This is a genomic window from Methylobacterium sp. yr668 (genome assembly GCF_900116245.1).
Classification (GTDB): domain Bacteria; phylum Pseudomonadota; class Alphaproteobacteria; order Rhizobiales; family Beijerinckiaceae; genus Methylobacterium.
In genome coordinates, this window is record NZ_FOZY01000038.1 from 1 (window position 1) to 14,826 (window position 14,826).

A 14,826-nucleotide genomic window follows, 5' to 3' on the forward strand; every position below is an offset into this window, starting at 1 on the left:
CGTTCATCGCCAAAGCCTTCGCCGATGCAGGCTATGCCGGCAACAGACCGGCGACCGCCACGATCATCACGGTCGAGATCGTGCGCAAGCCGCCCCATCAAGTCGGCTTTGCCGTGCATCCACGCCGCTGGGTGGTCGAACGGTTCTTCGCCTGGATCAGCCGCAATCGCCGCCTCTGGAAGGATCCAGAGGCGACTATCGCCTCGGCCAGAGCATTCCTCTACGCGGCAGCCGTCATGATCCTCGTCAGGCGACTGGCCCGCTCAGCCTGACTTCTCGGACGGACTCTAAAGCCCTTCCGTTCATCGACGGGTCCGTCTACCGCACCCCGTCGCCGGCCGCCGTCGCTCGATTGATCGAGAGCCACGGCTTGGCGGCAGCCGCGGCGAGATGGCACTGGCTGGGTGACCGCACGCTCGGCGCCATGGCGCGGCAGGCACGGGCCGCCGAGGGGCGCGCTTCCGTGGTCACTCGCGCGCGGTCCTACACGGACGAGGACGCCGCGGTTTGTGTCGAGGCCGGCTACGTCCTCGGATCGCTCCGCCGTGGTGAGCGGGCGGCCGGCCTCACGGTCGAGAACGCCGGCCGCGGCATCGTCGAGGCTCGCGGCCTGACGCCGCCTGCGATCTCGGCCGAGGAGCGCGGCAGGGCATCCCGCATCGGGCACGCCGCGAACGGCGGCGATACCGCGGCCATCGTCGAGCGCGACGCCCGCCACGCCCAAGAGCGGGCCGTCGGCGAGGTGCTGCGCCGAGCGCTGGGGCTCGTGCCATCGCAGCCCGTGACCGGCCGGTACGTCCTACCGCCGTGCGACGATGCACTCCGCGCCGCCCTGGCCGGTCTGCCCGCCGAGGCTATCGCGATGGTCTTTCCCGGCCTTGCCACCCCCGAACCCGCCGCCTCCGAGGAGATCCCCTTGTCGGAAAAGAACGTCCGTCCCCCGCGCCGCGCGCCCGACGAGGCTAGGATCCGCGCCGATCACGCTACCGGCGCGACCGGAGTGGCATTGACCGCGTCCTACGGGATCTCGGCCTCCAGGGTCTACGAAATCTGGAAGGAGCTCGGCCTGTCGGCGCGAGGCCGTCGACTTGCCGTGGCGTCGGCCATACCGGGCCTACCGGACGTCCACATGCGCCGCTGCCACCGAGATGGCGGGACGCCCGAGGAACTGGCGCCGATGCTGAACGTCACGCCCGCCGTCGTTCGGGCGACGTGGCGACGTCTCGGCCTTTCTCCGGACGGGCTCCAGGCCGGCTCCGTCGAGGCCCCGCCGTCCTCGCCTCGCCTCTCCGTCGAGGACATGGCCATCGCCGTCGCCCTCGCAGCCAAGGCGGGGATTTCGACGGAGGCGGCGGTCGACGTGGTAGCCGTCGACCGGGATCGCGTCGCCGCGCTCAGGGCCGGTCCGGCAACCGTGCTGACGCCCCTAGAGAGAGCCCTCGCGGAGTTGGCGTACGTCGAACTCTTGGCCGGGTCGAACGCTCCGAAGCGGCGGCACTGAAGCCTCCGTCGCGCGCCCGGCGGCAGGGGCGCTCTACCGGCCGCAGCCAACCCCACAGAAGAGGATCGGATCATATGACCGACGACATCCACCGCGACACCGCCGCCTGGCAGGCCCTTGCGGCGTACCTCGCCAAGGGGCCGGCCCCCATGAACGAGCACCACGCCCGGCTCACCGCGGCCGGTGCGATCCAGGCCCTCGACGATGCCGGATTCTCCATCGTGCTGAAGCCGGACGCGTCGAGCTCTTCGGCGACCTCGGCGATTGTTGGGGAGTGAGGCGACGATGGCAGCCAAGATCGCCACGGCGCCATTCGATGGCAGGATCGCCTGGGCGACGCTGACGTCCGCGTCGCAGGCCAGGATCGGCGCGGCCGCATTGGAGAAGGCGGTTGCGCAGGCGATCTTCGAGCGGGACTACGGCAAGGGTCCCGCCGGGCGGGCCGCGGAGGCCGCGCTCGAAATCGCCGATCTAGAACTGCAACTCGTCGCCATCGGTCAGATGGACGAGCGGTTATGGGTCGAGGCCGAGTTTCGGGAGACCGCTTATCGCATCCCAAGCGCGCTCGGCCTGGTCTGCCACGGATGCGGATGCTCGGAACACGACGCGTGCGAGCCGTCCTGCGGCTGGGTCTCCGAAACGAGGTGCACTGCCTGCCACGAGGACGGCCGTGCTACCGCATAGCCTTGACGGGGATACCGGTACCGCGGCGGACGTACCCGCCACGGTGTTGGTCACAGGCTACGACGCAGCCGTCGAGGCCGACCGAATCCGTGCGGGCGAGCCATGCTGTGAAGCCCCGGTGGCGGGCGCGCAGTTCTACGCCTACGCGACTGAGGGCCTCGATGGCGAACCGATCCGCCCTCGCAGCGGCCAGCGCCTCAACCTCGTCCGCGACCCCGAAAACTTCTTTGACGAGAACGCGGTCCAGGTCTGGCTGGGGAACTCGACGATGCTCGGTCACCTGCCGGCCAACGTCGCGTCGTGGGTAGCCGAACCGCTCGACGCAGGCCGTCCGCTGCGGGCGTACTGCTCGCACCCCGGCGATGGGACCGCTTGGAGCCTGCGGGTGCTGCTCGTCGGCCAGGCGCTGGCATCTGAGGAGCAGCCTCCCGAAGAGCCGGTCGAACGGCTCGCCATCCTGCGCGTCGCCGCCGACGACGACGAAATCCCTTTCTGAGGAGTACCCCATGCTCACGCTGAAGCAGGTCGCCGTCGCCATTGATGACACCACCCGCCGGCCGCGAGGCTGGCTCCTCCTCGGCGCGCCTCACCAGGGCCAGGGCCGGGACGCCCGTTTCGACAAGGAATGCCTCGTCTCCTGGTGCGAGGCGGGCGCCGAGGACGCCCGGGCCGCCGGCGATCCCGAGAACGCCGGCCGGTGGCAGGGATACGTAGACCGGCTGCGGGCGGCGTGAGCGCTGAGTTATCCCTGGGCTCCATGCTCAAGGCTGCGACGTGGGCCGTTGACCGGTTCCAGCGAATTCAGGACTCTGTTTCATGACGTACGAACTCATCGTCTCGAACGACATCCATGAGGGACGGTCTGAGATGGCGTCCCTCGCGGAGGATGACACGCCGCTCGACCTGCAGACCGCGGTCTGGCTCCCGGAGCTCTGCCTCCGGTACCGGTTGCCAGGTGCGACCGTCCCGATCCGGCGTCCGATCTTCTCGGAGCGTCAGCTTCGGGAAGCCATCGACCGGGGCGACCTGCGCCCCGAGCGGCACGGTCGGAACGTCGTCGTCACCAGGGGCATCATCAGGGAGTGGCGGGAATCATGCCGCGCAAAAACAGTGGACCCCGCCTTTGGCTCAGGCCCGGCGAGGTCGGCAAGGCCGGCTCCGTCGAGCGCCTCGCCCAGTGGCACATCAAAGACGACGGCGGGGTCCGCCGACCCGTTGGGTGCTTTGCGCGCGATGTCCGCGGCCTCAAGGGCGCCGCGAAGGCCGAAGCCGTAGACTTCAACGAGGCCGAGGAGGCGAAGGCCGCCCAGGCTCTCGCGGGCTACATCACGGCCAAGCACACCCCCTCCGTCCAGAAGGGCCGCGGCGCCGGCGAGATCGCCGTAGTCGACGTTCTGCTGATGTGGGGCACGCGTGTCGTCCAGAAGAAGGTAGAGGACCTCCGCGCCGAGGACGGCAAGGCCGGCATTGTCCACGCCAAGCCCGCCATCTACGAGGGACGCGCCGGCCGGTGCATGGCCAGGCTACTGCAGCTCGGCGAATGGTGGCAGGGCAAGACGCTCGCCGACGTCGACGGTGACAGCGTTGACGCCTACGTCGAGTGGCGGTGTGGGCAGGCGTGGAAATCGGCGCGGCCCGAGGCGACCGGGAACGTCGCCCGCACTGTGACGCCGCAGGGCGCCCGGCGCGAGCTTGAAGACATGCGAGCAGCCATCAATTGGCATCGAGGCCGGGGCTACTGCCGCGAGATCGTCGAGGTGGCCCTGCCGGCCAAGGGCAAGCGGCGCGAGCACCACCTGGAGCGCCCCGAGGCGGGCAGGCTGCTGCTCGGTATGTGGCGTAAGCGGGCCGTCATGACAGTCCGTAAGGACAGCCGAACCCGGGCCGGCGAGGTGGTGACGTCCAAGAAGCGACCGCACCGGCACCTGACGCGGTTCACGCTGCTCGGCATCTACACCGGCACCCGGGCCGGTGCCATCGCGACCGCCGCGTTCGAGCCCATCCCGGGGCGTTCGTGGCTCGACATCGAGAGCGGGATGTTTCACCGCCTCGCGGTCGGGCAGGCCGCCACGAACAAGCGCCAGCCCCCGGTGCGAATCCCGGACCGGCTCCTCGCCCACATTCGCCGGTGGAAGCGCCTCGGGATCAGCCGAGACTTCGTCGTCGAGTTCAACGGCGCGCCGGTCGAGCAGGTGAATAAGGGTTTTGGCGTGGCTCTGGCCAACGCCGGGCTCCAGGGCTCGCCGCACATGCTGCGCCACACCTGCGCGACGTGGCTCCTCCAGCGCGGGGTGAAGTCGTGGGACGCGGCCAACTACCTCGGGATGAGCGAGAAGGTGCTGCTGGAGGTCTACGGCCACTGGGCCGCTGACTACCAGGCGGGCATCGCCGGCGGCCGGAAGAAGCGGTCGCTGCCGCCGCCCGAGCTCCACGACGCCTTTTCAATCCACTACCACCGCGACAAGGACCTGCGGATCGCGGCGGCCAACCGGGATGCCCGGCTCAAGCGGCGTGGGTTGGAGCGCCGGTCCCTGGCGACCGTGGCGAAGGCCGCCTGAGGCTTCCGGCACCGGAACCGTACCGGAACCGGAATGGGCGGGAACCGGGGGGAATAGCGGTTCCAGTACCGCCTTTGTTCTCACCCTTCCCTCTGCGGAATTCGGTCCCTACACACCGCTCATAACGGTCTGGTTGCAGGTTCGAGTCCTGCCGGGCCCACCACCAATTAGCTAAGGCGCTGCAAACGCTTAAAGATCGTCGACCATCTCGCTTGCAATCGGGCCGGGATGCATCACAAATTGCCTAACATGGGCGACGACGTTCCTGAGGGTCGGCCAGATCTTGATCCGGCCGGAAGGTGAGCTTCCAAATCTCATTGGGCGGCTTGCAAGGCCGTTTCCCGGGCCATTCCTGGGCCGTTGGCCACCCCAGGGCGGTCTGAGGACCGCTCTCGTTGTAGTGCCGCCGCCTCGTCTCGATCTTGTTCCTCATGTCGGCCAGCGACAGGGACGCAGTTCGCGTTCAGGCACTCGTCGCGTCGGCGGCCGTCTTGTGTGGATGGCTCCCGCATTGCAAGTGGCGAATTGAGCTTCTGACGCGTTGGTCGGGTGCAGTCTTGTGTCCGGCCTGTCGATGCAGTCGTTCATGTTGACTGCTGGCCCTGATGGTATCCGTGAGCTGGGTCCCACTCTGCTTTGCGGGCTATGACGCCCTGGACAGCCGGCGGGGTGTCCCGGCTCCCGGTCTGACCGGTTCGCCATCAACTCTCATCGTCCTCGCAACCTGGAAACGTCTCCTTTGCGTGCTGTCAGGCGACCGTGGCCGCCGGTGCGCGGTAGGTGCCGCCGCGGGTCATGATCGCCCAGGCGACCCGCGCCGTGCGATTGGCCGCCGCCACAGTCACCACGCGCACTGGCTTACGCTGCAGCAGCGCCGGCAGCCGCGGGTCGACCGAGGTCGGTGTCGTCTTCGCGCGCCGGATCAGAGACGTCATGCCGACCACGAGCAGCCGGCGCAGGTAGCGGTCGCCCATGCGTGAGATCCGGCCCAGGCGCTCCTTGCCGCCACTGCAGTTCTGCAGCGGTGTCAGGCCCAACGAGGCAGCGAACTGCCGACCGGAACGGAAGCGCTCGGGCTCGCTCACCGAGGCGGCCAGCGCGGTTGCCGACACGATGCCGACACCCGGGATCGTCGCAAGCCGCTGCGACAGGTCGCTGTCTCGATGCCAGGTGAGCAACTCCTTCTCCAGTCGGGTGAGCTGAATCTGCAAGGCACCGATCTGATCGGCCAACCCGGTCACCACGCGCTGGGCTAACGGCGGCACCTCGGCCGCGTCTCCGGCCGAGAGCCGGGCCGCCAGTTCGAGCGCGTGCCGCAGGCCCCGCGCCATCTCGATCCCAAACTCGGCGAGCAGGCCTCGGATCATGTTCACCAGCTGCGTGCGTTGCTTGACCAGCAGGTCGCGCGTCCGGTGCAGCGCCAGCGCCGCCTGCTGCTCGGTCGCCTTCACGGGCACGAAGCGCATGCTCGGGCGCGTCACCGCCTCACAGATGGCAGCGGCATCGTTCGCATCGGTCTTGCCGCGCTTGACGTACGGCTTCACGTAAGCCGGCGGCATCAGCCGCACGTCATGGCCGAGCTTTATGAGTTCCCGGGCCCAGTGGTGCGCTGTGCCGCACGCCTCCATGCCGATCAGGCACCGCGGCAGCTTGGCGAAGAACGGCGTGACCTGCGCCCGCCGCAGCGCCTTCCGAACGACGACGTGCCCAGCTGCATCGACGGCGTGAACCTGAAAGATGCTTTTGGCCACATCGATGCCGACGGTGGTGATCTCCATGGGGATGGCTCCTGCATGAGCGTGGCTGCTGCTTCGACAGCGACCACATCTTGGCACCGAGATGCCGTCAGTCGGAGCGGGAGCCATCCACCCCATCTGCTTTCTCTGCCCCCCATTTCCAAAGCAGCCGTTCCATTATCGGCCAGACTACGACACGCTGGATCGCAATCGCGGGTAAAACCAGACATTCGGCTTGGCGCCCATACCCGCCGCTGGAGCGCGCTGCCTGCCTCGCGGCAAGCAGACAGTGTCGGCATCAACTGGAACTGTCGTTTGCCGCAATGAAGCGATCGATACTGGCGCCGGAGAACATTGCATGTCCTGAAAGTCGATGGTGCCATAGCACTGATGGGTAGGCTCGGAACGGAAATCAGCTATCCCGTAAGATCGTCGGAGCGATGACACGGCGTATTTTATGCGATCAGCCGGCCGGCCAGAAACTGGTTGTGCCGTCGGAATCATGCTACTTGCAGGCATGTCTGAGGCTCTCGAGATTGCTCATGGCACCTTTGGTCGCGTGGCGCTCCTCGACATGGACCGGAGCCTTGTTCGGCACGCGCATCCGCACTGCCACGTTCTTCTGAAGGTCGAAGGGGACGACACCGAGTTCCTCGTCGGGGACCGTGTCGTTGCGCTGACCGACGAACAGGCCGTGCTCGTCAATGCCTGGGAAACGCACGCTTATCTCCATGATCCGCGCCGCGCCAAGGCGATGATCCTGGCCCTCTATATCGAGCCGGACTGGCTGGGGGCCTTCCGGCGCAATTGGGCGGCGAGCGGGGCGCCTGGCTTCTTTGGAAAGCCCTTGGGCGGCGTGACCCCGACGATCCGCCGCTTCGCGCACGACCTCGCTGCGGAGATGGTCTACGCGCCGCACTCCTCGCACATTCAGGATCAGTTGCTGTCGGGCCTGATGATCGCGGTAATCGAGCGGTTCACCGCGTGGCGTGAGGAGGCCGAGTCGCTCCGCGCCGCCGCCAGGCGCAACGCCAGCGATTGGCGCATCCGGCGGACTATCGCGCGAGTGCGCGCCGAGCCCGGTGCCACGTTGGGGATCGAGGCCCTGGCCCGTGAGGCGGGCCTTTCCCGAGCGCAATTCTATCGCCTGTTCGAGCAATCCACCGGAGCTCCGCCCCACGTCTTCCTCAACGCGATCCGCATCGAGCAGGCCGTCGAGTCGATCGTGGGCAGCGAGGAATCCTTGGCGGCGATCGGCACGCGCCTCGGCTTCGCCGCGCCTGCCCATTTCTCGCGCTTCTTCCGGGATCATGTCAGCGTGCCCCCAAGCGTATTCCGCAGCATTGTCCGGCGAAGCGGCCAACCCGCCGTGTGAAGCCAAAGGCCCTCCGCCACGTCGAAAATGAGACGTTTGGGTAAGTCGCGAGATGCCTCGGCATCGTGGCGCCCGCCCGGATCCGTCACTCTGCCCGCGACAAGGACCCCATCGAGAGGTCCGGTGGAGGAAGCGGCTTGGGCATCGTGTCAACGAGCTATGTCGGACGGTCCGTAGAGCGCGTTGAGGACGCCGCCCTGCTCTCCGGGCTCGGCCGCTACATCGACGATCTCGGCACGCGGCCCGGCACGCTGCACGCGTCGATCCTGCGCTCGCCCCACGCCCATGCGGACATCCTCGCCATTGACGTCCAGGCGGCCAAGGCGCTGCCCGGCGTCACCGCCGTGATCACGGGCCGCGACCTTGATGCCGTCACCACCGGTCTCGTCCCCGCCCTGCGGGCGGCCGTCGATGCCCGCGCCATCGCGGTGGACCGGGTGCGCTATGTCGGCGAGCCGGTGGCTATCGTCGTCGCCCGCGACCGCTACCTCGCGGAGGACGGCTGCGACCTGATCGAGGTTCAGTACCGGGTCCGCCCGGCGGTGGTCGACCCGCTGGCGGCCCTCTCCCCCGACAGCGAGATCCTGCACGAGGGTGTCGGCGCGAATCTCGTGAGCGACCGGCGTTTCCGCTACGGTGACCCCGAGGTCGCCTTCGCAGATAGCCCGCACAGCCTGTCCGTGACCGTGCGCTACCCGCGCAACACCGGCTCGCCGATGGAGACCTACGGCGTCGTCGCTTCCTACGACCCCACCGACGACTCCTACGACGTGCTCGCGAACTTCCAGGGGCCGTTCAGCATTCACGCGGTCGTTGCCCGGGCGCTCAAGGTGCCGGGCAACCGCCTGCGCCTGCGCACGCCCCCGGATTCCGGCGGCAGCTTTGGGGTGAAACAGGGCGTCGCCCCCTACGCGGTCCTGATCGCCGCCACGGCCCGCCTCGTGGGACGGCCGGTGAAGTGGATCGAGGACCGGCTGGAGCACCTCTCGGCCTCCGTCTCCGCCACGAACCGGGTCACGACCCTCCGGGCCGCCTTCGAGGCGGACGGGCGCGTCACCGCTCTCGATTGGGATCAGGTCGAGGATTGCGGCGCCTACCTGCGGGCGCCCGAACCCGCCACGCTCTACCGGATGCACGGCAACCTCACCGGCGCCTACGCCATCCGCAACGTCGCCGTACGCAACCGGGTGGTGCTCACCAACAAGACCCCGACCGGCCTCGTGCGCGGCTTTGGCGGGCCGCAGGTCTACTATCCGCTCGAACGGCTGATGCAGCGCATCGGCGTGACGCTGGGCCTCGATCCCTTCGCGGTGATCCGGGCAAACCTAATCCCGGCCGACGCCTTTCCCTACCGCACCGCGACAGGCGCTCTCTACGATTCCGGCAATTACCAGCGCGCCCTCGACGAAGCCGCCCGGGATGGCGGGCTCGTCGAGTTGAAGCGGCGACGGGACGCCGCCCGCGCCGAGGGCCGCCTCTATGGGATCGGCCTGACGGCGGCGGTCGAGCCCAGCGTCTCCAACATGGGCTACATCACCACCGTCCTGACGGCGGAGGAGCGCACCAAGGCCGGGCCGAAGAACGGCGCGCAATCGACCGCCACCATCACCCTCGATCCGGTCGGCTCGGTGACGGTGCAGGTCGCTTCGGTGCCGCAGGGCCAAGGGCACCGGACAGTGCTGGCCCAGGTGGTGGCCGACGTCCTCGGCCTCCCGATGGAGCAGGTCCGGGTCACGGCCGACCTCGACACCGCCAAGGACGCATGGTCCATTGCCTCCGGCAACTATGCGAGCCGCTTCGCCGCCGCCGTGGCGGGGGTCGCGCACCTCGCCGCCACCCGCCTGCGCGACAGGCTCGCGCGGATCGCGGCGGCGCAGCTGAACCTACGTCCCGAGGACCTGCTCTTCGCGGGTGGGCGCATCGCCTCGCGATTGAACCCGGATGCAGGCCTGCCCTTCGCGCGGGTGGCCGCCACGAGCCACTGGTCGCCGGGCCTCGTGCCCGAGGATCTCGGCGCGGTGATCCGCGAGACGGTGTTCTGGACGCCCCCGGAGCTGACCGCTCCGGACGCGGAGGACCATATCAATTCCTCCCTCTGCCACGGCTTCATCTTCGACATCTGCGGCCTGGAGATCGACCGGGTCACGGGGAAAATCGCCATCGACCGCTACGTCTCGATGCACGATTGCGGGCGCGTACTGCACCCGGGCATGGTCGAAGGCCAGGTGCGCGGCGGCTTCGCGCAGGCGCTCGGCGCGGCAGTCTACGAGGAACTCGCCTACGGCGACGACGGCGCCTTCCTGTCCGGCACCTTCGCCGATTACCTCCTGCCCACCGCGACCGAGGTGCCGGACCTGCGCATCCTGCACGTCGAGAGCCCGTCTCCCTTCACGCCGCTCGGCGCGAAGGGGGTCGGTGAGGGAAACTGCATGTCGACGCCGGTCTGCCTCGCCAACGCGGTGGCCGACGCCCTCGACCTCGAGGCCATCGACCTGCCCCTGACGCCTGCCAAGCTCGCCGCCCTCGCGGCAGGGGGCGACGAGCCGGCGCCGCCGGCCGGTCGAGCCGCGAAGGCCGCCGCGAAGGCGGGCGACCGGACCCTGCGCGGCGACGGCGCGGCCACCGTCACTGCCCCGCCGGAGACGGTCTGGGCGATGCTCCTCGACCCGGACGTGCTCGCCTCCGTCATTCCCGGTTCGCATGGGGTGCGGAAGCTCTCCGACACAAGGTTCCAGGCCGACGTCACCCTCGGCGTCGGTCCGGTGAAGGGTCGCTACAAGGCCGAGGTGATCCTCTCCGATCTCGATGAGCCCCGGGCGGTGACGCTCACCGGCACGGTGACGGGCGGCCTCGGCAGCGGCGGCGGCACCGGCCGTTTGACCCTGGAGCCCGACGGCTCGGGGGGCACGCGGATCGCCTACGTCTACGAGGCGGCGGTGGGCGGCAAGGTCGCGGCGGTGGGCGGACGCCTCCTCGACGGGGCCGCGCGGGTGATCATCGGCGGGTTCTTCACGGCCCTCGCCCGGCGAGCCGGCGGGTCCGGCAAGCGCGGGCTCCGCCTACCAGCCGCCCTGCGATGGCTCCTCGCGCGTCTGGGGGTGTCCGCATGAAACCCGCGCCCTTCGCCTATCTGCGCGCCACGTCCGTGGACGACGCCCTCGAAGCCCTGCGCCAGCACGGCCCCGAGGCCCGGATCATCGCGGGCGGCCAGTCCCTGATGCCGATGCTCAACATGCGGCTGACGAAGCCCGCCGTGCTCGTCGACGTGATGCGCATCCCCGCTCTCAAGGAGCCTCGCCTCGACAAGGGGGCCCTCGTTATCCCGGCGGGCGTGCGGCAGGCGATCCTGCTCGACCGGCCGGGGCTCGCCCGGGACTTGCCGCTGCTGGCCGCCGCCCTGCCGTGGGTCGGGCACATCCAGACCCGGGCACGGGGGACACTGTGTGGCTCCGTCGCCCATGCCGACCCGAGCGCAGAGATTCCCCTCTGCCTCGTGGCGCTCCAGGGCGAGGTGCATCTGCGCAACCGGCGAAAGGTCCGGCGCGTCGCGGCGGAGACCTTCTTCGCTGGCATGATGGTCACTGACCGGGCCGACGACGAGATGATCGAGGCCATCGCCTATCCGCTGCGGCGGGAGGGCACCGGCACGGCCTTCGCTGAGATCGGGCGGCGACATGGCGACTACGCGATCGTCGCCTGCGCCGCCGTGGTGGACGGCACCCGGATGCGGCTCGCTGTCGGCGGCGTCGCCGACCGGCCCACAGCCCGCGACTTCCCCCAACTCGACGGCTCGGCGCTCGACGATGCCCTCAACGCCTTCGCCTGGGACCTCGGCGCGGGGGACGACCTCCACGCCACCGCCCGCTACCGCCGCGACCTCGTGCGCAGCCTCGGCCGCCGGGTGCTGGAACAAGCCGCCAAGGTCGCCCGCGGCGACACCCATCAGGAGGCCGTGCCATGCCACAGCTAGACGCGCAGGACCGTCACACGGTCGCCTTCACCCTCAACGGGCGCGAGACCGCGGTCGAAGTCGAGACCCGCACCCTGCTGACCGACGCCCTGCGCCACGGGCTTGGGGCCACGGGCACGCATGTCGGCTGCGAGCACGGCGTCTGCGGCGCCTGTACGGTGTCCATCGACGGGGTGCCCGCCCGGGCCTGCCTGACCCTCGCGGTGGGGGTCGAGGGCTGTGCCGTGCGGACCGTCGAGGGTCTGGCCCCGGAGCCTGGCCGCCTCGGGGTGCTGCAGGTGGCCTTCCGGCGGCGGCACGCCCTGCAATGCGGCTTCTGCACCGCCGGCATCCTGATGTCACTCGACGCCTATCTCGCGCTCCGGCCGAACCCGTCACGACGAGAGATCACGGAAGTGATCGGGGGCCATCTCTGCCGCTGTACCGGCTACGCGCCGATCATCGAGGCCGCCCTGGAGGCGGCTGCGGAACTCAGGGGCGACATCCCGGCCCCGTCATCCCCAGAGGCCGCCCATGCTTGATCTCGGCACCAGCTTCCTCGCGAGCGTCTCCCGCGATCCCTGGGCCCTGGCCCTGGTCGACGGGGAGACCCGGCTGACCTACGCGGAGTGGTTCGGGGTCATTTCCGCGACCGTGGCCGGGCTCGACCGGCTCGGGCTGAAGCCCGGCGACCACCTCGTCACGGTCCTTCAGAACCGGCACGAGGCGGCGACCCTGCACTGGGCCTGCCAGTTCTCGGGAGTCGTGATCACGCCAATCAACTGGCGGGCCAAGGCCGAGGAGATCGATTTCGCGATCGAGAACGCGGAAGCCCGCGCCATCGCCTACGAACCGGTCTCGGCCGCGAGCCTGCGTGAGAGCGCGGCATCGCAGCTGATCCCGCGCATCGCCGTCGGCACGCCACCCGGCCCCGGCGAGACGGCCTTCGCCGACCTCGCCGCCACCGAGGGGCCGTCGGCGACGCCCCGGGCCGACGCGGAGGCCATCTCGCTGATGCTCTACACCTCCGGCACCACCGCCAAGCCCAAGGGGGTCCCACGGCGACACCGGGCGGAGCGCGCGGCGGCCGTGGCCCATGTAGCGCAAAACCTCTACGGGCGCGGCGAGCGCACGCTCGGCGTGATGCCACTCTACCACACGATGGGGGTGCGCTCGCTCCTCGCCATGTCGCTGATCGGCGGGACCTTCGTCTGCCTTCCCCGGTTCGATGTGGCGGGGGCGCTGCGGCTGATCGCGGCCGAGCGGATCACCAACCTCTACCTCGTGCCGACCCTCTACCACGACCTCGTGCACCACCGGGATTTCCAGGCGACCAACACGACCTCCGTGCGCAAGCTCGGCTTCGCCGGGGCACCGATGACGGACGGCCTGCTCGCCCGCCTGACCGAGGCGTTCCGGCCGGACCTCTTCGTCAATCATTACGGCTCGTCGGAGGTCTACACCTTCACGATCAACCACGAGGCGGCGGTTAAGCCCGGCTCGGCCGGGCGGGCGGGCCTCAACACCATGGTACGTGTCGTGTCCCTGGGGGGCGATCCTAGCCGGACCGCCGCGCCGGGCGAGGAGGGCGAGATCGCCGTCATCGCCAAGGGCGACGAAGCCTTCGAGGGCTACTGGCATCGCCCCGAGGCCGACGCCAAGGCCTTCCGCGACGGCTGGTACTTCACCGGCGACACCGGCTTCGCCGACGCCGACGGCGACCTCTACGTCACCGGGCGGGTGGACGACATGATCATCACCGGAGGCGAGAACGTCTCGCCCGTCGAGATCGAGAGCCGCCTGTCCCTGCATCCGGCGGTCTCCGAAGTCGCCGTCGTCGGCCTGCCCGACGAGCGCTGGGGCCGGATCGTCGCGGCCTTCATCAAGCGGAGCGGCAGCACCGACGCGGCGGCGCTCGACGCCCATTGCCGGGCCGGCGGCCTGCCGAGTCACAAGCTGCCGCGCCGCTACGTCTTCGTGGACGAGATCCCGAAATCGCCGGTCGGCAAGCTGCTGCGCCGCCAACTCGTGGCCGGCGAGTACGTCCTGGAAGGCGGGGCCGAGCCCCATGCCGAAGGTCACGAGGCTGCCTGACGGTCCCGCCCCCACTCCGAATCACAAGCGAGAGACCAAACCCATGACGAGCGACACCCACACCATCGACCCGCGCCTGACGAACCTCGACGGGTTCCGCGTCGAGATCGACTCGGAGCGCGAGCGCGCCGACGTGATCCTGGCGCGGCCGCCCATGAACGTCATTGCGATGCCCCAGCGCGACGAGATCCGTAAGGTGTTCGAGGCGCTGGACGAGGATCCCCGCGTGCGGGTCATCGTCCTGCGGGCGGAGGGCGAACACTTCTCGTCGGGGGGCTACATCAAGGGCTTCCTCGACGCCTCGCCCGAGCACGTCTCGAAGCTCGCCTGGAACATGGCGGCGCCGGCCCGCTGCTCGAAGCCCGTCATCGCCGCCAACCGGGGCTATACGTTCGGCGTCGGCTTCGAGATCTCGCTGGCCTGCGACTTCCGCATCGTCTCCGAGACCTGCCGTTACGCCCTGCCCGAGCAGAAGCTCGGGCAGATTCCCGGCTCCGGCGGCTCGGCCCGTCTCCAGAAGATCGTTGGCATCACCCGGACCAAGGACATCGTGATGCGCTCCAAGCGCATCCCCGGACGGCAGGCCCTCGACTGGGGCATCGCCACCGAATGCGTGGCCGACGCGGACCTGGAGAAGGCCACCGACGCGCTGGTCGACGAATTGCGCGCCTTCTCCCCCATCGCCCAGCGCACCGCCAAGAAGCTCCTCAACGACACCGAGGATGCGAGCCTCTCCATCGCCATCGAGCTCGAAGGGCATTGCTACAGCCGCCTGCGGCAGGCCGATGACTTCCGCGAGGGCGTCGAAGCGTTCCACGCCAAGCGCGCGCCGCGCTTCACCGGCTCATAGCCCGGCCGCGCCGGGGGGCTGCATAGCGGCTCCCCCCATCCCGTGACCTTCACCGCATCGCTTCGATCCCGCCCAGGCG

Annotated in this window: 14 protein-coding genes and 1 pseudogene; 13 read left to right on the forward strand and 2 right to left on the reverse strand. The window is 69.5% G+C overall.

Annotation, left to right across the window (positions count from 1 at the left end):
• The 7 genes from BM419_RS27660 to BM419_RS27690 all read left to right on the forward strand — a co-directional run.
• A partial coding sequence (locus BM419_RS27660) for a transposase (RefSeq protein ID WP_139257143.1) occupies positions 1-272 on the forward strand: 272 nt, incomplete at its 5' end.
• 98 nt (positions 273-370) lie between these two features.
• Positions 371-1,501, forward strand: coding sequence for a hypothetical protein (locus BM419_RS27665; protein WP_139257144.1), 1,131 nt, complete (start codon positions 371-373; stop codon positions 1,499-1,501).
• A gap of 74 nt (positions 1,502-1,575) precedes the next feature.
• The gene (locus BM419_RS27670) at positions 1,576-1,779 is read left to right on the forward strand and encodes a hypothetical protein (protein WP_091928332.1); all 204 of its coding nucleotides are present in this window, start codon (positions 1,576-1,578) and stop codon (positions 1,777-1,779) included.
• A gap of 7 nt (positions 1,780-1,786) precedes the next feature.
• Complete coding sequence (locus BM419_RS32630) at positions 1,787-2,185, forward strand: hypothetical protein (RefSeq protein ID WP_175556390.1); 399 nt, start codon at positions 1,787-1,789, stop codon at positions 2,183-2,185.
• Positions 2,172-2,681, forward strand: coding sequence for an HIRAN domain-containing protein (locus tag BM419_RS27675; RefSeq protein ID WP_175556391.1), 510 nt, complete (start codon positions 2,172-2,174; stop codon positions 2,679-2,681). The genes BM419_RS32630 and BM419_RS27675 overlap by 14 nt, the downstream gene beginning before the upstream one ends.
• Positions 2,682-2,691: 10 nt before the next feature.
• A complete protein-coding gene (locus BM419_RS27680; RefSeq protein ID WP_091928334.1) occupies positions 2,692-2,919 on the forward strand; it encodes a hypothetical protein in 228 nt (75 codons plus the stop codon).
• 348 nt (positions 2,920-3,267) lie between these two features.
• Positions 3,268-4,743: a site-specific integrase gene (locus BM419_RS27690; protein WP_175556392.1), complete on the forward strand. Its 1,476-nt coding sequence runs from the start codon at positions 3,268-3,270 to the stop codon at positions 4,741-4,743.
• 314 nt (positions 4,744-5,057) lie between these two features.
• Here BM419_RS27690 and BM419_RS33040 read toward each other — a convergent pair.
• Both BM419_RS33040 and BM419_RS27695 read right to left on the reverse strand, forming a co-directional pair.
• A pseudogene (locus tag BM419_RS33040) lies at positions 5,058-5,240 on the reverse strand (integrase core domain-containing protein); the annotation flags it as partial.
• Positions 5,241-5,492: 252 nt separating this feature from the next.
• Entirely contained in the window at positions 5,493-6,521 is a 1,029-nt protein-coding gene (locus tag BM419_RS27695; protein WP_091928337.1) for an IS110 family RNA-guided transposase, read from the reverse strand.
• A gap of 475 nt (positions 6,522-6,996) precedes the next feature.
• Between BM419_RS27695 and BM419_RS27700 the strand changes: the two genes are divergently transcribed.
• From BM419_RS27700 to BM419_RS27725, 6 genes are all read left to right on the forward strand, one after another.
• Positions 6,997-7,854 (forward strand): helix-turn-helix domain-containing protein, encoded by an 858-nt coding sequence (locus tag BM419_RS27700; RefSeq protein ID WP_020096244.1) that lies wholly within the window; start codon positions 6,997-6,999, stop codon positions 7,852-7,854.
• A gap of 137 nt (positions 7,855-7,991) precedes the next feature.
• Positions 7,992-10,964 (forward strand): xanthine dehydrogenase family protein molybdopterin-binding subunit, encoded by a 2,973-nt coding sequence (locus tag BM419_RS27705; RefSeq protein WP_056531121.1) that lies wholly within the window; start codon positions 7,992-7,994, stop codon positions 10,962-10,964.
• Positions 10,961-11,824: an FAD binding domain-containing protein gene (locus tag BM419_RS27710; RefSeq protein ID WP_056531124.1), complete on the forward strand. Its 864-nt coding sequence runs from the start codon at positions 10,961-10,963 to the stop codon at positions 11,822-11,824. The genes BM419_RS27705 and BM419_RS27710 overlap by 4 nt, the downstream gene beginning before the upstream one ends.
• Positions 11,812-12,345, forward strand: coding sequence for a (2Fe-2S)-binding protein (locus tag BM419_RS27715; protein WP_042669571.1), 534 nt, complete (start codon positions 11,812-11,814; stop codon positions 12,343-12,345). The genes BM419_RS27710 and BM419_RS27715 overlap by 13 nt, the downstream gene beginning before the upstream one ends.
• Positions 12,338-13,897, forward strand: a complete 1,560-nt coding sequence (locus BM419_RS27720; RefSeq protein WP_056531127.1) for an AMP-binding protein — start codon at positions 12,338-12,340, stop codon at positions 13,895-13,897. The genes BM419_RS27715 and BM419_RS27720 overlap by 8 nt, the downstream gene beginning before the upstream one ends.
• A gap of 43 nt (positions 13,898-13,940) precedes the next feature.
• Positions 13,941-14,747 (forward strand): enoyl-CoA hydratase/isomerase family protein, encoded by an 807-nt coding sequence (locus tag BM419_RS27725; RefSeq protein WP_020096249.1) that lies wholly within the window; start codon positions 13,941-13,943, stop codon positions 14,745-14,747.
• The last annotated feature ends 79 nt before the right edge of the window (positions 14,748-14,826 follow it).